The sequence below is a fragment of the Corallococcus sp. EGB genome, from assembly GCF_019968905.1.
Taxonomy (GTDB): domain Bacteria; phylum Myxococcota; class Myxococcia; order Myxococcales; family Myxococcaceae; genus Corallococcus.
Genome location: NZ_CP079946.1, coordinates 1,916,444 through 1,935,644 on the forward strand (window position 1 = coordinate 1,916,444; position 19,201 = coordinate 1,935,644).

General features: G+C 71.1%; 22 protein-coding genes. 5 read left to right on the plus strand and 17 right to left on the minus strand.

Annotation, left to right across the window (positions count from 1 at the left end; genetic code table 11):
* The first annotated feature begins 13 nt into the window (after positions 1 to 13).
* A complete protein-coding gene (locus KYK13_RS07955; protein ID WP_223643307.1) occupies positions 14 to 769 on the plus strand; it encodes a DeoR/GlpR family DNA-binding transcription regulator in 756 nt (251 codons plus the stop codon).
* A 15-nt stretch (positions 770 to 784) separates the two neighbouring features.
* On the opposite strand, the gene KYK13_RS07960 is transcribed toward KYK13_RS07955, so the two are convergent.
* The 11 genes from KYK13_RS07960 to KYK13_RS08010 all read right to left on the minus strand — a co-directional run bounded on the left by KYK13_RS07960 (position 785) and on the right by KYK13_RS08010 (position 12,444).
* Positions 785 to 1,246: a carbonic anhydrase gene (locus KYK13_RS07960; RefSeq protein WP_223643309.1), complete on the minus strand. Its 462-nt coding sequence runs from the start codon at positions 1,244 to 1,246 to the stop codon at positions 785 to 787.
* A gap of 78 nt (positions 1,247 to 1,324) precedes the next feature.
* Entirely contained in the window at positions 1,325 to 1,498 is a 174-nt protein-coding gene (locus KYK13_RS07965; RefSeq protein WP_223643310.1) for a hypothetical protein, read from the minus strand.
* A gap of 98 nt (positions 1,499 to 1,596) precedes the next feature.
* The gene (locus KYK13_RS07970; RefSeq protein WP_223643312.1) at positions 1,597 to 2,172 is read right to left on the minus strand and encodes an alpha/beta hydrolase; all 576 of its coding nucleotides are present in this window, start codon (positions 2,170 to 2,172) and stop codon (positions 1,597 to 1,599) included.
* Between the two features lie 22 nt (positions 2,173 to 2,194).
* Positions 2,195 to 3,019, minus strand: coding sequence for an aminotransferase class IV (locus tag KYK13_RS07975; protein ID WP_223643315.1), 825 nt, complete (start codon positions 3,017 to 3,019; stop codon positions 2,195 to 2,197).
* Positions 3,020 to 3,167: 148 nt separating this feature from the next.
* Complete coding sequence (locus KYK13_RS07980) at positions 3,168 to 3,557, minus strand: cell wall metabolism sensor histidine kinase WalK (RefSeq protein ID WP_223643317.1); 390 nt, start codon at positions 3,555 to 3,557, stop codon at positions 3,168 to 3,170.
* Positions 3,558 to 3,790: 233 nt separating this feature from the next.
* Entirely contained in the window at positions 3,791 to 7,090 is a 3,300-nt protein-coding gene (locus KYK13_RS07985) for an ATP-binding protein (RefSeq protein ID WP_223643318.1), read from the minus strand.
* A 26-nt stretch (positions 7,091 to 7,116) separates the two neighbouring features.
* Positions 7,117 to 8,133 carry a hypothetical protein gene (locus tag KYK13_RS07990; RefSeq protein WP_223643320.1) on the minus strand — a complete coding sequence of 339 codons (1,017 nt, stop codon included), beginning with the start codon at positions 8,131 to 8,133 and terminating at the stop codon, positions 7,117 to 7,119.
* Positions 8,114 to 9,325 carry an endonuclease domain-containing protein gene (locus tag KYK13_RS07995; protein WP_304504101.1) on the minus strand — a complete coding sequence of 404 codons (1,212 nt, stop codon included), beginning with the start codon at positions 9,323 to 9,325 and terminating at the stop codon, positions 8,114 to 8,116. Before KYK13_RS07995 ends, KYK13_RS07990 begins: the two co-directional genes overlap by 20 nt.
* 143 nt (positions 9,326 to 9,468) lie before the next feature.
* Positions 9,469 to 10,698 (minus strand): MFS transporter, encoded by a 1,230-nt coding sequence (locus KYK13_RS08000; RefSeq protein WP_223643322.1) that lies wholly within the window; start codon positions 10,696 to 10,698, stop codon positions 9,469 to 9,471.
* A complete protein-coding gene (locus KYK13_RS08005; RefSeq protein WP_223643323.1) occupies positions 10,688 to 11,629 on the minus strand; it encodes an SDR family oxidoreductase in 942 nt (313 codons plus the stop codon). Before KYK13_RS08005 ends, KYK13_RS08000 begins: the two co-directional genes overlap by 11 nt.
* A complete protein-coding gene (locus KYK13_RS08010) occupies positions 11,626 to 12,444 on the minus strand; it encodes a lysophospholipid acyltransferase family protein (RefSeq protein ID WP_223643325.1) in 819 nt (272 codons plus the stop codon). Before KYK13_RS08010 ends, KYK13_RS08005 begins: the two co-directional genes overlap by 4 nt.
* A 122-nt stretch (positions 12,445 to 12,566) precedes the next feature.
* On the opposite strand from KYK13_RS08010, the gene KYK13_RS08015 reads away from it, so the two are divergent.
* Positions 12,567 to 13,184 carry a hypothetical protein gene (locus KYK13_RS08015; protein ID WP_223643327.1) on the plus strand — a complete coding sequence of 206 codons (618 nt, stop codon included), beginning with the start codon at positions 12,567 to 12,569 and terminating at the stop codon, positions 13,182 to 13,184.
* Positions 13,185 to 13,194: 10 nt separating this feature from the next.
* On the opposite strand, the gene KYK13_RS08020 is transcribed toward KYK13_RS08015, so the two are convergent.
* A complete protein-coding gene (locus KYK13_RS08020; protein WP_223643329.1) occupies positions 13,195 to 13,584 on the minus strand; it encodes a VOC family protein in 390 nt (129 codons plus the stop codon).
* A gap of 242 nt (positions 13,585 to 13,826) precedes the next feature.
* Here KYK13_RS08020 and KYK13_RS08025 point away from each other — a divergent pair, with 242 nt between their 5' ends.
* A complete protein-coding gene (locus KYK13_RS08025; protein ID WP_223643331.1) occupies positions 13,827 to 14,246 on the plus strand; it encodes a hypothetical protein in 420 nt (139 codons plus the stop codon).
* A gap of 9 nt (positions 14,247 to 14,255) precedes the next feature.
* Here KYK13_RS08025 and KYK13_RS08030 read toward each other — a convergent pair whose 3' ends face one another.
* Both KYK13_RS08030 and KYK13_RS08035 read right to left on the minus strand, forming a co-directional pair.
* Positions 14,256 to 14,747, minus strand: a complete 492-nt coding sequence (locus KYK13_RS08030; protein ID WP_223643333.1) for an SRPBCC family protein — start codon at positions 14,745 to 14,747, stop codon at positions 14,256 to 14,258.
* Positions 14,744 to 15,082: a helix-turn-helix transcriptional regulator gene (locus KYK13_RS08035; RefSeq protein WP_223643335.1), complete on the minus strand. Its 339-nt coding sequence runs from the start codon at positions 15,080 to 15,082 to the stop codon at positions 14,744 to 14,746. Before KYK13_RS08035 ends, KYK13_RS08030 begins: the two co-directional genes overlap by 4 nt.
* Positions 15,083 to 15,166: 84 nt before the next feature.
* On the opposite strand from KYK13_RS08035, the gene KYK13_RS38830 reads away from it, so the two are divergent.
* Together KYK13_RS38830 and KYK13_RS08040 are read left to right on the plus strand one after the other, a co-directional pair.
* Positions 15,167 to 15,298, plus strand: coding sequence for a hypothetical protein (locus tag KYK13_RS38830; protein ID WP_255654226.1), 132 nt, complete (start codon positions 15,167 to 15,169; stop codon positions 15,296 to 15,298).
* Positions 15,285 to 15,692, plus strand: a complete 408-nt coding sequence (locus KYK13_RS08040; RefSeq protein ID WP_223643337.1) for a DUF421 domain-containing protein — start codon at positions 15,285 to 15,287, stop codon at positions 15,690 to 15,692. The genes KYK13_RS38830 and KYK13_RS08040 overlap by 14 nt, the downstream gene beginning before the upstream one ends.
* A 3-nt stretch (positions 15,693 to 15,695) precedes the next feature.
* Here the strand turns inward: KYK13_RS08040 and KYK13_RS08045 are convergent, their stop codons facing one another.
* The 3 genes from KYK13_RS08045 to KYK13_RS08055 form a co-directional block, all read right to left on the minus strand.
* On the minus strand, positions 15,696 to 16,571 hold the full coding sequence (locus KYK13_RS08045; protein WP_223643339.1) for a 4-hydroxy-3-methylbut-2-enyl diphosphate reductase: 876 nt from the start codon (positions 16,569 to 16,571) through the stop codon (positions 15,696 to 15,698).
* A gap of 89 nt (positions 16,572 to 16,660) precedes the next feature.
* Entirely contained in the window at positions 16,661 to 18,733 is a 2,073-nt protein-coding gene (locus KYK13_RS08050; RefSeq protein ID WP_223643341.1) for a M56 family metallopeptidase, read from the minus strand.
* Positions 18,730 to 19,116, minus strand: coding sequence for a BlaI/MecI/CopY family transcriptional regulator (locus KYK13_RS08055; protein ID WP_223643343.1), 387 nt, complete (start codon positions 19,114 to 19,116; stop codon positions 18,730 to 18,732). Before KYK13_RS08055 ends, KYK13_RS08050 begins: the two co-directional genes overlap by 4 nt.
* Positions 19,117 to 19,201: the final 85 nt, after the last annotated feature.

Genomic DNA, 19,201 nt, shown 5'->3' on the forward strand with positions numbered 1-19,201 from the left:
GGAGCCCGCACGCATGGTCACCCACGAGCGGCACAAGCGGATCCTCGAGCTCCTGGCCCGCGACCAGCGTGTCGCCGCGTCCGCCCTGGCCGAGGCGTTCGGCGTCTCCGAGGACACCATCCGGCGCGACCTCCGCGAGCTCGCCGAGGACGGGTTGCTCCGCCGCGTCTATGGGGGCGCGGTCCCCCGCACGCCCATCGCGCCGACCTACGCGGGACGGCGGGGGGAGTCCGTGGAGGCCAAGAGCGCGATCGCCGCCACCGTGGCGGGCCTCCTCCGCCCCGGACAGCTCATCTTCCTGGATGCGGGCACGACGGCCACGGCGGTCGCGTCCCACCTGCCGCCAGACCTGAAGCTGACGGTCGTCACGCACAGCCTGCCCGTCGCCTCCGTCCTCGCCGAGCACCCGGGGGTGGAGGTCATCCTGCTAGGAGGGCGGCTGCTGAAGGACTCCCTGGCCGTGGCCGGGGCCGAGACCGTGGAGGGATACCGCAAGTTCCGCGCGGACCTCTGCGTGCTGGGGACCGCGAGCGTGCACCCGGAGCTGGGACTGGGCGTGTTCAGCCACGAGGACGCGGAGGTGAAGCGCGCCATGGTGGCCGCGGCCACGGAGGTCATCGCCGTGGCGGCGGGGGAGAAGCTGTGCACGACGGCCCCCTTTGTCGTCGGGCCCCTCTCCCTCATCGACCGGCTGGTGACGGACGCACCTGCCCCCGCCGGCTTCGCGCGGGCGCTCGCGCTCGCGGGCGTCGAGCTCATCCAGCACTAACGGCGGACGGGCCGCTCAGCCCTCGCGGGGGATGGGCTCGAACTCGATCGTCTTCCCGTGCGAGCGCACGTAATAGAGGTGGATGCGCAGGTGGGGGTACGCCGTCTGGAGCTCCTTCGCGCCGAAGTGCAGGTCCTTCAGCTGCTGCTCCACGGCGATGTCCGGCCCCAGCGCCCCGTGCTTCGCGTGGTAGTAGCCGCACCCCGCGTGGGCCAGCAGCAGCACGTCCTCGATGTGGTGGCCCTCGATGAGGAAGCGCGCGGCCTTCGTGAAGCCCTCGCTCTCCAGGTAGTCCGACGCCCAGCGGTTGAGCAGCGCGGGGCCTCCAGGAATGGTGAGCGTGTCGATGCGCGGGTGGCCCAGGTGGCGGGCCAGGTCCTCCACGGCCTCGGTGAAGCGCCCGTCCGAGCAGTACACGGCCAGGGTCTTCGGGTGGACGGGCTCGAAGGGGACACGGGAGACAAAGGGGGCGGGCATGCCCCCCAGGTTAATGGCTCCCGGCTCCCGCGAAAGCGCCTTCGAGGCGTCGGGTGAGAATCGCTGGCGCGCCCGGTGTCAGTTGTGTTCCGGGAAGGCGGCGGGCTGCCCCGTGCCGCCGTTGCCCTCGGGCTTCGGGCCTGCGTGGCGGTCCGCCTCGGCCTCTCGTCCACCGCCCTTGTGCCGCAGGTTCTCGTCCTCGCCCAGGCCCTGGCGCTGGACCTGCTTTTCGTCCGGTTTCTTCGTCTCCATCTCGAACCCCCTGTCGTTGAAGAAGGTCCTCCGACGTCCTCCCAAGATGGGAGGTGGCCGCGCGGATTGCCATGTCCGGCGCCTGCCCGGCTGGCTGCTCAGCGCGACGCGCCGAACCCGTCCTGGAGCGCGGCAAGCACCGCGGGCTCCTGCGGGTTGTTGAAGTGGCGCCCGCCGGGGACGAGGCGCACCTGTGCGCCCAGGCGCTCCTCGAAGAGGCGCGTGTTGCGGCGATGGTCGGACGTGAAGGGGTCGGAGTCCGACAACACCACCACGCAGCGGCGGAGCGCGGCGCGGATGCGCTCGAAGTCCATGGGCGCGTCGAGCCACGGCCGCAGCGTGTCCCAGGGCTTGTCGACCTCGAACCAGCCCGCGACGAACACGGCGCCTTCCACGGTGTGGCCCGGAGGCAGCGCGGACAGGTAGCGCATCACGGCCTGACAGCCGACGCTGTGGCCCAGGAACACCGTGGAGGGCGCGGGCACCGGCCCCACCGCGGACGCGAGCGTGGACACCCAGCCGTCGATGGTGGGCGCGCCCGGCGTGGGCATGGCCAGCGTGCGGACATCCTCGAAGAGGGGCGGCGGCGTGCGCAGCTTCGCGGTGAGCCACGGGTAGAAGTCCGTCTCGGGGCTTCCCGCCCAGCGGGGGACCATGACGAGGGAGCGGGTCATGGCCGCGAGTGTGCCACGCGCTTCAGCCCTCGCGAACGGCCCGGGCCTCGAGCGCGACGCGGGCCCGCTCCGCGAGCCTCAGGCTGTCGGGAAGCGCCCGGCCCAGCAGCGCCGGGACGCCCACGGCCAGCGCCACCGCGTTGCTGTAGAAGCACGCCTGCGCGCGGGACAGGTCCGCGAGCGGCAGCACCCGCTCCACCACCGGGAGCCCGTCCACGGAGGCCATGGCCAGCAGCACCGCGCGCGCGATGCCCGGCAGGCACGGCGCGGACAGCGGCGGGGTGACGAGCGCGCCGTCGAGCTGCACGAAGAGGTTGGCGGTGGGCAGCTCGCAGACCTCGGCGGCCTCGTTGGTGATGACGGGCAGTCGCGGCAGCAGCGCGTGCTGACGGAAGTACGCCAGGCCCTTGTGGTTCACCGTGCGCTCCGAGCGCCGGTACGCCCCGGTCTCCACGCCGTCCAGCTCGCGCCCCTCCCGGTGCAGGACTTCGAGCTCGGCGGGGAGCGAGCGGAAGGTGCACAGCACGTGGCCGTCGCTGACCGCGAGCTTGCCCACGCCGGTGAAGCGGGCACCCAGCGCCGCGTCCGCCGCGAGACAGCGGCGCAGGGTGTCCCGAACGGCGTCCTCGCGCAGGAGCGTGGGGGACGGAGTGCGCACGGCGCCGGGGAACGCGTCCAGGCTCCCTCGCAGGCGGGTCAGGTGTCTCGCGAGGAACCGGGGCTGCCCGGCGTCGATGCGGAAGGTGGTGAAGAAGCCCGCGCCGAAGAAGAAGCCCTGGGCGAAGTCCTGGAGGCGCAGGTCCTCCCAGCGCTGGACGACGCCATCGACGGAGACGGTCGGGAACATGCTCAGGCCTGGGTGCCGGGCGGCTTCACACGGTCGGGGCCCACCCTGAACGTGTCCCAGGGGAGGAAGAACCACGGCGACGCCTGGCGAGCGGGCTGCGGGGGCATGCCCTCATTCTAGCCCCGCCGGTGCCCGGGGTGAGTGCTCATCAGGGGCTGGCCGCATTGCCGCCCTGCGGGAGGGCGGGCAGCGTGAAGAAGAACGCGGCCCCGTGGCCCGGCTGGCTCTCCACCCAGACGCGGCCGCCGTGGGCCTCCACCAGCCCCTTGACGATGGCGAGCCCCAACCCCGCGCCCGCCTTGCGCGCGTGGATGGCCTGCCAGAAGCGGTCGAAGACGTGCGGCAGCGACCGCGTGTCGATGCCCGGCCCCGAGTCCTCCACGCGGAAGCACACCTGGTCTCCCCGGCGCGCGGCCTTCAGGAGGATGTGGCCGCCGGGTGGCGTGAAGTGGATGGCATTGCCCACCAGGTTCTGGAAGACGCGCACCAGGCGCGCCCGGTCCGCGCGCACCGGGGGCAGGTCCGGTTCGCATGCCACGTCGACGCGGGGCGCCCACGCGCGGTCCTGTGCGGGCCCTGATGCACGGCCATTCGGCCACTCCGCTCGGGAAAGACACCTGAGGGACGTATGGGAGTTGCTGCCCGGTGAAGCCGTCCGGGACGACTCCTCGCCCGTGGACCCGTCCTCGCCACGGAGGGGGAGCACCCCCCCTGCCCGCGGGGGCCGAGGAGGCGCGTGAGGTGGGCGTCAGGAGCCCTGCCAGGCGGGACTCACCCGGCGTTGCGGATGCCCTGCTCGCTGGAGCGGTGTGCGAGTTGGAGGATCTCCTCCTCGGACAACTGCTCCGTCTTGATGATGTTCCGGTCCGCCCTGAGCTGTTCCACCTGGCCTTCACGCAGCACATGGAACTGGCCGGTCTTCTGCGGCGGCAGCCGCACCGCGGGGTCCACGCGGGCCTCCGAGAACATCGGCTTGAGCTTCTTGAGCGCCACCTCTTCCTTCACGCGGCCGGCGAACCAGGCGCGCACGTTGTCACGGCACTTGTAGTCGAGGTCGCCCGGGCTCTGCGTCGCGAGCATCACGCCGACGCCGGCCGACCGCGCGCGCCGGAGCAGGTTCTCCATGGGCTGCTTCGTGGCGGGGATGCTCTGCGCGGGCAGGTAGATGTCCGCCTCGTCGAAGAGCAGCACGGCCTGGAGCTTGGGGGCCGGGTGCTGGCTGGCCCAGCGGTTGGCCTCCACCAGGAGTTGGGACACCCAGAACAGGGAGCTCTGCAGTCCGCCCAGGAACTTGGTGCTGATGATGGTGAGCCGCGTCTTGCCCGGCACCTTCGCGGCGCCCAATCCCAAGAGCTCGTTCATGTCGAGCTTCTCCCCGGTGTTGGAGAGCAGGGTCTGCGCGTTGAGCCGCAGCGTCGCCAGGTCCTGGGACAGCTTGGTGAAGACCTTGTCATCCAGCCCATGGGCTTCCTGGACGAGCGCCATGTCCTGCGCGGCGACGAAGCGTTGGACGAGGTCCAGGGTGATCTCCTTGCCGGACGGCCGCTGCACCAGCTGCCGCAGCGCCAGGGCCAGCAGGGCCTTCGCGGCCTTGTCCCTCTGGCCGCTCTTGTACTCCAGCATGGTGGAGAGGGCGTCCGCCGTCTGCTGGAGGATCTGGTCGCGCTCCTCGGGGGAGAGCTTGTCGAGGCCGCGGGGCACCACCGGAATCGACAGCGGGCGCCCGTCCGACCGGCCCGGCGTGTAGAGCGCGACGTCTACCCGCTCGCGCAGGAGCTTGCGGCGCTCGACCATCATCGGGTCGTCGAGCGGCTCCTCCCACGACTCATCGCGCGCATACGCGGCGAGGTCACCCTTGCGGTCCACGAGGATGGCGGGGATGCCCTGGAGTACCAACTGCTCGACCAGGTTCAGCGCGAGCGTCGTTTTGCCGCTGCCAGGACCGCCGAGGAAGGCGCTGTGCTGCTTCAGTTCATCCGGCTGGATGTAGACGGTGTTGGTGCTGGCGTAGACGCTCTCCGTGATGCCTACGCGCATCTGCCCCTTGGGTCCTTCGTCCTTCTTGGGGGCCGTGGGCCCTTCGTTCTTCTTGGGGGGCTTGGGCCCATCCTCCTCGATGACCGCGGGGGCCGACTTCGCGGGGTTGGGGGGGAGGATCTGGCTCGCGGGCGTCACTTCCCACTCGCTGACTCCGTCGGTCACGGAGGATTCGCTCGAAGCACGCGCCTTGCCAGCCACTGGCGCGGGCGGCGAGACGGGGGCCGCGGTCGACGGTACGAACTTCTCCAGGGCCAGCAGGTCCGTGATGCCCTGAAGCCGCGTCACCGGACGGGCCACACGGCTCCATGCAAGGAACGCGGCCTCGTCGTGCTGCTTGCGGAACGCCTGCAACGCGAGCAGCTCCCGCAGGTCGCTGGGGCCCACCACCACCCGCCTTCCGCCCCTGCGGTGAAGCACGGCGGTCTGCTCCGCCACGAGCGTGCCCAGGCCTCCTGGGAACTCCGTGGCCCGCACCAGCACCGGCAGGCTCTTCCTGGCGGCCCGGATGGCCGTCTCCATCTGCCTCGCCAGGTGTCCGCCCCGTGAGGTGTTGTTGCAGATCGCGACGTACAGGTGGGTGTTCCCCGGCTGGAGCGTGACGTCGAGCGCGTCCTCGTCGCAGGGCTTCACGATGAACCGGGTGGCACCTCCCAACTCCTCCGCGCTCACCGTGAGGCCCCAGTCGAGCAGGGCTGCGATGTCCGCGTCTCCCTCCGGCACACGCTCCTTGAACCGGGCCTTGAAGTCGGTCCAGGCCTGGTCCAGGTCCGGCGTCGCGGGCGGCAGGGAGACGGGAGTCGCTGCCGGAGACCTGTTCTTCTCCGGCAGGGGGAACGTCGCAGGCAGCCTGCCGTCCTGGATGCCACGCTCGCGGTAGCGGTGGCAGGCGTTCAGGATGTCGCGCGGGCGCAGGCCGCTCAGCTGGTCGAAGCCTTGGGACGGGATGGGGTAGGTGGGCTGGGCCGGGTTGAAGGTGATGCCCTGCTGCTCGTACAGGGACTTCAGCCGGCGGGCCGCGATATCCCGCGCCGTCTGCGCGGTGACGTTGACCTCCAGGTCCACGGGTTCGGGGTTGCGCTCGATGCGGTCGATCATCGCGCGATTGAGCCGCGTGCGCGTCGCCGTCCAGAAGTCGGAGAGGCAGCAGACCACCACGATGGCCGTGGGCACCTGCGCCGCCAGCGACACCAGCGTGCTCATCGCCCGGCGGAAGGAGGGCTCCATCTGGGGCTTCTGCTCGAAGTCGAGCATGTCCTCCACCTGGTCCACGCAGAGGACCAGCGCCTTCCCGAAGATGCCCATGAGCTGGCCCAACTGGATGAGCATCCGGCTGGGAGAGTCCTCGGTGTTGCGCGGCACCAGGTTGCCGATGATGGCCCGGTCCTCCGGTGACATCTCCTCGCAGCGCAGCCACTGGACGATGCGATGGTGGAAGCGGGCCTCTCGGCGTTGGAGGCACAACAGGGCGCGCAGCAGATTGACGTCAATCTGCCGGAACTCGGGATCCGCGTGCAGGTCGTCCGCGACCGCGCGGATGTTGCCGTGCAACTCCTCGTCGCTGAGGAGGTCCTCTCCGGGAATGTTGGCCGCGAAGATGTTCGTGCAGCGCTGCAGCACGGCCTCGGACAACAGCATCAGTCCCGTGTCGTCAACGTGACCATGGTCATACGGCTTCTCCAGCGAGTCGATGACCTCCGACAGGATGTACCGGTCGTAGTGCGTCACATCCACGGTCATCGGCAGGTAGCCGACGTAGCCCTTGCGGCCCTCGTGCACGCTGTTGCGGAAGGCCCGCACCAGGTGCGTCTTGCCGCTGCCGGAGTCTCCTTGCAGCAGGAGGATCTTCCCGTCCTCGGGACGGACCTTCGAGGTGGCACGATTCACGAGCCGCTCGAACGCCGTGCGCGCCGGCGCATTGATGGAGGGGACGTCGAACGGATCCCGCTTCCACAGCGTCTGTCCCTGCTGGACGCTGTTGAAGATCTCGGGGCCATCAGACAGGAACGCTTTCAGACGGGCGTCTTTGGACATGGGGAGGCTCCTGAGAGGGGATCCGGCTAGAGGACGACGAAGTGGAAGGTGGCGCCGACGGTGCGCACTTCGGACTCGGTGATGTCCCGCGGGCTCATGGCCGCCAGCAGGTCCGCCCGGCCCAGGGACAGCTGACGCGCGCGGTTCGCTTCGAGCAGCGCCTCGTTGAACGCCGGGCGGTCCGCCCACTCCGGCTGCAACGCCTTCCACACGTGCGAGATGAAGACCTTGTTGTCACCGAAGCGGCCCGTGGGCGGGACGCTCTTCGCCGCGTCCAGCACCCTCCGGGCGAACGAGGCCGAGCCCACGGGCGGCGCCGGGGGCGCTGACTTCACGGGCGCCTCCACGGGCGCGTGCGCCGGAGCCGCGGCGTCCTCCGACAGCACCCACTTCCGGAGCGCCGCCATCCGCACCACCTCCGCGTCCACCCGCGGCGCCCCCACCGCGCGGGCGGCCAGCTGTTCCACGCCGCGTTTCGGGTCGCGGACCTCCTGCTCCAGCAGCTTGCCCAAGAGGTGCGCCTGCACCGCGCGCAGCGAGAACGGCTCATCCGTCTCCACGCCCAGCTGCCGCCACAACAGCCGGTCGCGCACCTGCGCCAGCGTCGGCGTCTCCGGCCCTTCCACCTCGTGCGCCCGCTTGAGCACCAGCGCTCGAACTCCGTCCGCGTCCGCCAGGCGCCCCAGCGCGGACTTGGAGCCCGGCACGCCCAGTCCCTTCGCCAGCAGGTGCTGCTGCTTCACGCGCTTCCACGTGAGCCCCTTGGGCGAGTCCACCCGCAGGAACTTCAGCGCCTGCTGACGCCCCGGCCCCGTCAGGGCGAGCCCCGAACGGCCCCGGGCCTCCACCTGCTTGCCGTCCAGCAGCTCCGTCAGCAGCGCGTCGAACCGCCCGGTCCATTCACCCCGGCTCCAGCGGTGCTCCACGAAGGCATGCAGCGTCTTCGCCAACTCATTGCGCGTGCCGGCCTTCTTCTCCGAGCGCGTCGCCAGCCAGGCCAGGGCCAGGCCCCGGAGCCGGGTGTCAGGAGTGTCGGTGTCCATGTCGTGGCTCCCGCCCGGCGAGCTCGCGCCCGCGGGCTTCAATCAACGTGTCGAGGGTGTGGAGGATGTGTTCCAACTGGGACAGCACGTCGTTCGCGAGCAGCCGGTACACCCAGTAGCCCTCGCGCTGCAGGTCCAGGTCCTTGCGCCGGTCGCGGCGGAACCGCTCCGGATCCTGGAAGTGGTAGTAGCCGTCGATCTCCACCGCGATGCGGAAGCGCCGGCACAGCAGGTCCACCTCCCAGGAGCGCTTGTCCCCGGGATGCAGCCGGGCGTTGAGCTCGAAGAGCCCAGAAGTTCGCGGGTGCTCCTCCAGCCGGTCGCGCAGATAGGCCTCCGCCTTGCTCCGAGCGCGGTCCGCGCCCGCCGCGCCCGCGCCCGTCAGCACCGCCAGCGCCACCTCCGCGGCGCTTACCCGCTGCGCGTCGGAGGCGCCGTCGCGCTCCAACTTCCGGAGCGCCGCCACCGCGCTCGAGGACTCGGAGGGCTCCGCCGGAATCTCCAGCACGCCCTCGCGCACCAGCGCCTTCAGCCGCGTCTCCCCGCCCGAAAGGAACGCCCCCAGCGCCTCGCTGGACACCACGCACGCCACCGCGAGCGCCGGCACCGCGTTGCTCAACACCTCCGCCACCCGCAGCCCCCGGCACGACGGCGCCGCCCCCGCGGGCACCCGCACCACCGGCGCCTTCCCGGGCGGCACCAGTGCATGCAACGCGCGCAGCCCCGCGTTCAGGTTCTTCTGGAGCGCGGTGCTCACCGCGTCCGGCAGCGCGCCACGCGCCACCGCCTCCCGCCCCATCACCAGCTCCCGGCACAGCGCCCAGGTGGCCTCCGGCAACATCGCGGGCGGCGGCAAGGCCTCCAGCAGCACCCGCCGCTCATGCGCTGTCTTTCCCCGAAACACAGGCGCATGTCTGGGATTCGCCGCCGTCAGGCTGAACGTCGCCAGCGCCTCCGCGTCCGCCCCCAGGTCCCGCGCCGTCGCGAGCGCCCGGGCCCACTCCAGCGCCGCCGTTCGCGGGTCCTCCCCGGACACCTCCACCACCGTCAATCCCTGCCGCGCCGCCCACCGCTCCCAGAGGGTCCCCCCCAGCGCCTCCGGCCCCTCCAACACGCTCAGCGTCGCGATGCCTTCCGCCCGGCGCCGGGCCTGGCGGTCCAACGCATCCAGCAGCGCGACTTCCCCCGCCAATGGCAAGCACTACCCCCCGGGAGTGAAGGCTTCACCGCCCCTCGTGAGCAAAAGCCTGCTCCCGCAGGTCGTGCGAAGACAAGCCCCCCAAAGGAGGTAGCGGGTTGCCGGGAAGGAAGGGACCCGGGTGGGTCTGAAAGGCTTTAGCGCCCTGTGTCGTCCCCGGTTTCCCGATGGAGAAGGACCCCCAATCCCGCCGCCGCGAGCGCCGCGACCATGCCCGTCAGGAAGGGGGCCTGGGTGCTCCACGACGCATACATCCAGCCCGTCGCCACCGGACCGACCGTGCGGGCAAGTCCCCCGCACGACTGCGCCAGACCCAGCACGGCGCCCTGCTGTGCCTGCGGCGCGACCTGCGAGGCCTGGCTCGAAATCAATGGCTGCAGGAAGCCCATTCCCCCACCCACCAGCACCACGGCGGCCATCATCGGAATCGCCTGGTGCGACAGCGCGATCCCCACCATGCCGCACGCCAGGAGGAGCGCCCCGGCGATGAGCAGCCGGAACTCGCCCACCGCGCGCGCCAGGGGGCCAATCAGCCCGCCCTGGATGACCAGCCCCAGCCCGCCCACCACCGCGAAGGTGTAGCCCACCTCCTTGGAGCCCCAGCCCAGCCGCGCCTGCACCAGCAGCGCGAAGGCCACCTGGAGCGTGGTCATGGACAGGAACACCGCGAAGAACAGCCCCAGCACCATCCCCAATGCCTTGCGCCGGGGCGAGTCCTTCAGCGCGGCCCAGCGTGTCTGGGATTTCGTCTCCATGCGCTGCTCCACCGGGTGCGTCTCCGGCATCGCCAGCAGCGCGCCCAGGAAGCCCACCAGCGCCAGGCCTCCGGCGAGCAGCGGCGGCACCCACGGGCCCAGCCCGGAGAACAGGCCGCCCAGCGTGGGCCCCAGCACCATGCCCAGGCCAATGCCCGCGCCGATGCGGCCCATGGCCCGGGCGCGCGTCTGCTTCGTCGTCACGTCCGCGAGCGCCGCCTGACACGCGGCGATGTTGCCGGACGTCGCCCCCGCCAGGATGCGCGACGCGAACAACAGCGGCAGCATCCGGTGGTAGCTGGCCAGCGAGAACAGCGCCATCGCCACCGCGTTCGCCAGGAGGCTCAGCAGGATGACCGCCCGCCGCCCGTGCCGGTCCGAGTACCGCCCGAGCAGCGGCGTGGCGAGCAGCTGCGTGAAGCTGAAGCACCCCAGGAGGATGCCCACCGTGCGCGCCGAGCCGCCCATGGACTGCACGTAGAAGGGCAGCATCGGGATGACGATGCCGAAGCCCACCAGGTCCAGGAACACGGTGAAGAACACCACCGCCTCCACCCGGCGCAACAGGCCCGGCGAGGCGGCGGACGGCGCGCCCACGGTCTCAGCCACCATGGACCGCCCGGTCCACCGGCAGCGAGTCCGCGTAGGCGCGCAGGATGCGGCCCTCGTCATAGGCGGCGTGGAAGCCCGTGGCCTCCAGGAAGCGCTTGTTGTCCACCACGATGGGGTAGCGCAGGTGGTCCGTGGCCCCCACCGACAGGCGGGGGAAGCCCGCGCGCCCCATCAGCACCGACAACAGCGGGGAGGGCAGCGGCACCGGCGTGCGGCCCGTGCCCTTGATGATGACCGACAGCGGGATGGGCGCGGGCCCCGCGACGTTGAAGATGCCGCGCACCTTCTTCTCCAGCGCCAGCTGCAGCGCCGTCACCACGTCCTCCTCCTGGAGCACGTGGAAGAGCGGGTCGTAGCCCAGCACCATGGGCACGCGCTTGCCGCGCAGCAGGTTCGCGAGCGTGCCCGTGCCTGGCGTGCCCAGCGTGTACACGAGCCGCAGGACGGCCGTGGTGACGTCCGGCAGCCGCCACAGCGCCGTCGCCGCGTACAGGTCCGCGGCCACCAGGTCCGCCAGCTCGGGAATGGCCTCCAGCGCGCGCGGGGGCTCGTCCTCGGAGTGGTACAGCGGCGAGTCCGGCGCCGCGCCGTAGAACGTGTGCCTTCCAACGAAGAGCACCTGCTTCACGCCGTGCGCCGCGCAGTGGTCGAACAGCGCCTTGGTGCCGTCCAGGTTGATGCGGCCGCGCTCGCGGCCCTGCACGGTGAACGCCGTCACCGTGGCCATGTGGATCACCGCGTCCGGCCTCCAGCGGCGGAAGACGTCCTCGGCGGCGCGCTTGCGGATGTCCACCGCGTGGACCTCGATGTCCCTGGGCGCGTCCCGCCACGGCCGGATGTCGATGCCGGCCACTTCATGGCCGCTGTCGCGCAGCTTGTGCGCCAGCCTGCGCGCGATGCCGCCAGAGATGCCCGCGATCAACACCTTCATGGCAACAGCCTCCGGGCCCGGCGCAGGTTGCGCTCGGCGCGATTGTCCTCGATGAGCCGCTGGATGCGGGCCTTCACCTGATCCACGTAGCCCTGGATGATGTGGTCCTCCTCGTCGCCCGTGCCCTCGAAGAGGAGCGGCTCGCCGTAGTGGATTTCCAACCCCACCGGCAGGGGCAGGGGCAGCAGGTACGGCGTCAGCGGCACGTACGGCACGCCCAGCAGCTTGCCCAGCGCGTAGGCGTTGGTGACCGTGGGGATGGCCGCGCCGCCGCCCAGGAAGGCGAACGGGATGATGGGCGAGCGCGTCTGGAGCGCCAGCCGGATGAACCCCGTGCCGAAGTCCACCAGCGAATAGCGGTCCGGGTAGAGCTTCGCGGTGCCGCGGGCGCCCTCCGGAAAAATCATCAGGAGCCGGTCGTCCTCCAGCAGGCGCACCGCGTGCTCGGGCAGGCCGGTGAACTGGCCGGTGCGGCTGGCCCACAGCGAGGCCACGGGGAACTTGTGGATGAAGCGCTCCACCATGCCCTGGGCGAGCCGCGGCGGGTCCATCTCCAGCATGGTGGAGGTGAGCACCATCATCCCGTCCACCGCGACGCCGCCGGAGTGGTTGCCCACCAACATGCCCCGGCCCTTCCGGGGGATGTGCTGCACGCCGGTGCAGCGCACCCGGAAGTAGTTCCGGTAGAGGAAGGCGAAGAACTCCAGCGCCAGCTTCAGGTGCTTCTTGGAGATGCCGTACGGGTCGACGCCGTACTCGTTGAAGGGCAGCTCCAACCGCTCCACCCGCTCCGACAGGGATTCGCTCTGGGACACGGGGGCGCACCGTAGCACCGCGCGTGCGCTTTGCACCGGGGGCCCGCGTCCCCCATTGTGCGCCCGTCGGGTGCCCCACGCCGGGAGGCGGGAAGGCGGGCCTCGCAGGAGGGTGACGCGCGATGGCGGGGCAGTCGTTGACCGGAATGCTGGACGGGGTGCTCGCGTGGGCCCGGGCCCTGCCGGAGGGGCTGTCCAACCAGGTGGCGGTGGACGTGGGGGGCCGGCGGGTGCGCCTGTCGCACGCGCGGGTGGAGGCCCTGTCGCGCGGCGTGCTGGGCCGCGTGAAGGGGCTCACCCTGCGCGGCTGGGACAGCGGCGCCACCGTGTACGACCTGCGGCTGGACGTGCGCGGCTGGAAGCTGCGGGTGGAGACGACCCCCCAGCGCGTGGAGCTGGCCCGGGGGCGCTACACGCTGTGGCTGGCCACGCCGGGCCGGGTGGAGCTGGAGGGCTCCCCGGGCGCGTCCTCCCTGCTCATGGGCGCGCTGCGCACGGGGGCCGGGAAGGCCACGCTCCAGGCCCTGGCGCGCCGGCTGCTGCCGCCGGAGCTGGCCTGGGACGGACAGGTGCTCCGGGTGGAGGGGAGGTTGCCCGGAGACGGCGCGCTGGCGGCCCGCCTCTTCGAGTCCTCCTCGCTGATGATGACCGCGGCGCACGCGCCAGAGGGGCTGTGGCTGTCCGCGGAGGAATGGCCGGGGCTGGTGGACCTGCTCCAGGCCGCGCTGGGGGCGGGGTAGGGCGCCCGCCTCAGCGGCCCTCGCCGTCCCACACGTTGGCGCGGCCCTCCAGGGGGCCGCGCTGCGGGCGGACGATGCAGAAGCGCTGCCCGGTGGGGGACTCCATCACCCACCAGCGCTTCACGTAGGCGATGCGCTTCGCGCCCAGCGCCTCCAGCCGCTCCAGCTCCGCGTCCAGGTCGTCCGACTCGATGTCCAGGTGGATGCGGCTCTCGTGCTCCACCTGCTGGATGAGCAGCATGGGCTCGTGGTCCTTCACCTCCAGCTCGCGGTACGTGGGCGAGCCCGGATCCACTGGCTTCAGCGCCCGCCCCAGCGCCCCGCTCCAGAAGCGTGCGGCGGCGTCGAGGTCCTCGACCTTGCAGTCGATGACGAACGTGCTGAGTCGGCTGTGGTGCATGGCTGCGCTCCTGTGGGCCGGGCAGGGGGGGAAGCCCGTTGGGGGGGAGCCAGGGATACACCGAAAAGCATGAGGAAGGTACGACGGAGTGAAGGACGACGGGATGTGCGGTTCACGCCACTTCGCGCCGCTGGAAGCTCCAGCAGGAGGCCGTGGGCGGCGCCCGGAGGGAGCAGAATGGCCCGCCCGTGACGGCGCCTCATGGCGCTGGCGACCTTCCCTGACGCTCGAGGAGCCGACGCATGCAGCCCTTCCGCTTTCCCTCCGCCGGCCGGGTGGCCCTGACGCTCATCGCCGCGCTGACGCTGGCGCTGCCAGGACACGCCGGGCCACCCGCGGCCGCGCCCAGGCCTCCGCAGGGCGACGGCGTGGTGATGCTCACCGTCTTCCTCCGGCACGACCAGACGAAGACGCTGGAGGAGATCAACGCGCAGTTGGACCGCACCGGCTTCCGGAAGAACTTCCCGCCGGAAGGCGTGGAGGTGGTGTCCTGGTACGTGATGATGGGCGTGGGCCAGGTCGTCACGCTGCGCTTCCCGCCAGAGAAGCTGCGCACGGTGAACCTGGCCCTCGAGAAGGGCGCGTGGGGCGCGTTCCGCACGGAGATGTACGCCACCTACGACTACCGCCCCGTCTGGCAGGAGCTGCGGAACGCGAAGTGAACCCCCGGCTCAGTGGGGCCGCGCGAGCAGCCTGTCGAGCGCCGCGTAGGTCTCGTTGAGGCCCTGCTCCATGCCGGCGCCGACCATGCCCTGGAGGTCCTCGGCGGTGTGGAACAGCGACCGGGTGACGAGCTTCGTGCGCCCGTCGCCCAGGTCCTCCAGGGTCATCGTCTCCACGGTCACGTGGCCGGGCGCGCCGTCCCACTCGAAGGTCTGTTCGATGAGCTCCATGGGCTTCAGCTCGCGGTAGCGCCCCTCGAAGCCGTGCGTGCTGCCGTCGGGCGCGTGCTCGACGAAGCGCCAGTGGCCGCCGCGCTGGACGTCCATGCGCTCGACGACCACCTTGTTGCCCCGGCCCCACCACTGGGCGACGAGCGCAGGGTCGGTCATCGCCCTCCACACCCGCTCTCGGGACGCGTTGAAGATGCGCTCGATGCGCAGCTCCCGCTCCGAGGTCTGGGTGACGAGGGCCTTGGGTGAACTCGCGACTTGGGTCGTCATGGTGTTCCTTTCGTTCGCTCGAGGAAGTCCTCGAGGTGATCCAGGCGCTGCTCCAGCAAGGTCCGGTACGTGTCCATCCACCTGGCCACGTCCTCCAGCCGCTTGGGCCCGAGCCTGCAGTGGCGCACCCGTCCGACCTTCTCCGTCGTGACGAGCCCTGCCTCCTCCAGGATGCGCACGTGCTTCTGGAAGCCCGTGAGCGTCATCTCGAAGTGTTCGGACAGGCTGCCGATGGACGCACCGGCCCCGCCCCCCAGTCGCAGGAGGATGGCCCGGCGCGTCGGGTCCGACAGCGCCGCGAAGGTACGGTCGAGGGCGGCTTGAGACTGAACCATTTGGTTCAGTGTTAGCGCCTGGGGCCCGCGACGTCAAGGGCCAAGGCGGGGGCGGTGGAGTGGGGGCTTCCGAGGGAGGAAGCCATGTCCCACCTGTTTGGCGGCGGCGGTGAGCTGGGCTGGACGGCGCTGAAGGCCCTGCTGCTCTACGTCACCGCGATCGCGGGGTTCCGGGCTGGGGGAGCGTCGGACGCTCGCGGAGATGTCACCCTTTGACTTCGTCGCGGCCGTCGCCGTGGGCGCCATCGTCGGACGCGTCCCGAACGCGGACACGACCAGCTACCTGGAGGGTGCAATCACCCTGGTGACCCTGCTGGCCGCGCACCGGCTGCTCATGTGGCTGCGGTTCCGTCCCGGCTTCGCACGGCTCATTGACCATTCTCCCCGGGTGCTGGTGACGCGAGGGGAGGTGCGCGGGCGGGAGCTGCGGCGGTGCGGGTTGACCGCGGAGGATCTGCACAGCCTGCTGCGCCAGCAGGGCGTGGGCGACCTCGAGTCCGTGCGATACGCCATCTACGAGAAGCGCGGCCAGCTCCCCGTCATCCGCCAGGGCGGCCCGGACGGCGGCGGGCCGCCCCCGCTGGTGGAGGACGTCGTGGCACGGCAATGAAGGCTACTTGCGCTGCTTCGACATCGAGCGGACGAAGATGGAGTCGATGCCGTGGATGCGCATGGAGACGAAGTCGTCCGCGGTGGCGTTCGTGTAGCCCAGGCCGCGCATCTCCTTCACGAAGGCGGGCGTGACGCCGTGGATGCGCATGGAGATCAGGTTGTCCGCGCTCAGGTCCGGGAAGCCCAGGCCGCGCATCTCGCGGATGAAGTCCGGCGTCACGCCGTGGATGGACATGGACATGAGCGTGTCCATCGGCAGGCCCTTGAAGCCCAGCGCCGCGAAGCCCTGGATGCGCTCCGGCGTGACGTTGTGGATGCGCGAGCTCACCAGCTGCTGGATCGTCAGCTTCGGGTAGCCCTCCGCGGCCATGGCCCGGACGTATTCCGGCGTCACGTTGAAGATGCCCACGTGGACCAGCTCATCCACGGTGGTCACCTTCTGGCCCACCGCCGCGAGCCCCTGGACGCGCTGGAGGCCGGCGTTCACGCAAGCCAGGAGGAATTGTTCGTCCGCGTCGGGCTTGGGAATGCCCAGGTCCGCCAGCTTCTTCGGGAAGCTTGCGTCCGGGCTGAAGCGCCAGGTGCCCACGCCCTGTCCGTCGTTGAAGCGGCCCTCGAAGTCGAACGTCCCCGCCTCACGCACCAGCTTGAAGGGGGCGCTGCTTCCGTCCGCCGTGGAGAGCCCCTGGAAGTCGGACAGGGGAGCGGAGAAGCCGTGCTGCGAATCGGGACGGTCCTTGGGATGCAATGACAGGTACAGCTGCTGCTCCTTCACGGACGCGCCCCACGTGCCGGTGCGCTGCGCGTCGGCGGCGAGGACGGGGAGGGCGAGGAACATCACGGCCAGGGTGAGCCACGGAGACAGGCGCGACGTCATGACGGCGACTCCTTTTCGGCAAGGCGCGGCCCTCCCGCGTGCTCGGGAGGGAGCACGCGGTGGGGCCGCTTGGGAGAGTGAGAGGGGGATTACTTCTTGGGCTTCTGCATGCGGCGGATGAAGTCCGCGTCCACGCCGCTGGTGCGCAGGCGCACCACTTCATCCACGGTGGTGGGCTTCACGCCCGCGGCTTCCAGCTCGCGCAGGAAGTGGGCGTCGACCCCCAGCGCGCGCAGCTGCGTGGCCTCATCCAGCGTCAGGTTGCCGAAGCCCGCGGCCTTCAGCTCGTTGAGCCAGGTGGCGTTGATGCCCAACGCCTTCGCGGCCAGCAGGTCGTCGGAGTCCTCCTTTCCGAAGCCCAGGGCCGCCATCTGGCCCAGCCACTCCGGGGTGACGCCCAGGTGCTTCATGGCCACCAATTGCTTGGTGGGAATGGACCGGCCGAAGCGGTCCGTCATGGCCTTCACGTACTCCGGCGTGATGCCGGCGTGCTGGAAGCCCACCAGCGTGTCCACCGTGGGCGCGTAGCCCATGGCGGACACGCGCTCGACGATCTCCGGGGTGACGCCCGCGACCTTCAGCGCGACGAGCTGTTCCACGCTCAGCGGATCCACGCCCACGCGGGTCTTCTCGTCGGCGTCGTCCGACTCCTTCCTCTCCGCGCGGGCCTTCGCCTTGTCGGAGGGCGCGGGGGCCGGTGCGGACGCGGGAGCCGGAGCTGCCGCAGCGACAGGCGCGGGGATCGGCTTCGGGCCGGATGCCGCGGCGTTGACTTGCGCGGAAGCGGACGCCGGAGCGGGAGCCGCCGCGACGACCGCGAGCGGAGTGCCCGTAGGAGCGGCGAGCGGTGCCGACGCGGAGCTCCGAGCGGACGGAAGACCCGCAAGCCGCGCGGACGCCGACGAAGCGACTGGCGCGGCCTGGGCGCTGGCGGGCGGCACGGAGGTCGCAATCGACGTGGACGCGGAACCGGTCGGTGAGGACATCGGCGCGGAGCCCGTCGGGTCCACGGACGTGCCGCCCCCCGGATGGGCCGAGGTCGTGGGCTCGTTGCTCCCGGCGGAGGCGACCGGGGCCTTCGCCCCGTGCGCCTTCGCGGGCTGCACGGCGAGCGCCGTCAGCGGAGCCGCCAGGGCCAGGCTGCTGGCCAGCGTGACGATGGAGACCCCCGCCGCCCAGTGCGACGAGCACCGCGACGCAGGCGCCACCACCAGCCGCCGCACGCGGTCCTTCAGTGAACCGCCCAGCGCGGACATCGCGGGACCGCTGGCGCCCATGCCTTGCAGCCGCAGCGCCTCCAGCGCGGTGAGGGCTCGGGCGTAGGGGAGGGCGCCGGGGCCCTGTCGCACGGCGAGGTCGTCACAGCAGTTCTCCCGCTCCACGCGGATGACCTGGGACATCCACCACACGGCCGGGTGGTAGAACAGGAGCGTCTCTACCAGCGTCTGCACCATGTTCACCGCGAAGTCGTGACGGCGGATGTGGGCCAGCTCGTGGGCCAGGACCAGCTCCAGCTCCCGGACGGACAGCCCGGTGAGCGTGGCGGCGGGAACCAGCACCACCGGCCGCAGCCAGCCCAGCGTGGACGGCACATCCAGCTTCGGCGACACCAGCAGGCGCACCGGACGCGAGAGGTTCAACCGCCGCGCGAGCACCTCCAGCCGCTGCTGCCATTCCCGCGACGCGTGCACCGCCTCATCCACCTGGCGCCGCAGTCCCACCCAGCCCTTGAGCAGGCGCAGCGAAGACGCCGCCACACCCAGTCCCCACGCCAGCACCAGCCAGGGCAGGCGCTCGCCCACCTGCTGGAACAGCTCGTCCAGCCGGGGCAGCGACGCGGTCTCCCTCACGGACAGGATGCTCGGCGTGGGCATCATCACAGGGGGACGGGGCACGGGGTGCTGCACGGACGCGGAGGTCCGCGCGATGGCCACCGTGCGCACCGGGCGCGTGTCCACCGCACGCGAGGCATGACGCCACGCGGTGGCCACCGGCAGCACCAGCATGATGCCCAGCGCGCCGCATGCCAGCGCGTAGCGCAGGTTCGCCGAACGCCGGCCCACCCACCGGAGCGCCAGCGCCAGGGCCGCCGCCACGAGCAGCCCCTGCCACACCAGGTGCACGAGCGCCCAACCCACCGCTTCCAGGACGAGACCGTTCATGACTCCGACTCCTTCTCGAGCGAATCCAGCAGCTGGCGCAGCTCCGCCAGCTCCTCGGGGGATGTCTTCTTCGTGGACAGGGCCTGCAGGGCGAGCCGACCCGGCGAGCCGCCAAACACGCGGTCCATCAGGTCGGCGACCAGCTGCTGCTGGGTGCTCGCCTGAGGGAGCCGGGCACTGTAGACGTGCGCGCGCTGGGACTCGTCGCGCGTCACCAGCCCCTTCTCCGTCATGATCTGCATCGTCTTCAGGACGGTGGTGTATCCGCTCCCGTCCTGGAGCGTCTCGTGGACCTCACGCACGGTGCGTGCCCCCTGGTCCCACAGCACCCGCAGGATGGCCAGTTCGGCATCCGTGGGTCGCGGCGGCTTTCCTCGGCTCATGGCTCCCTCTCGCCTCTAAGGTTCCCTGCGCATACGTATACGAACGATTTCGTAGATGTCAACGAAGCCTTTCGTACTTCATGGG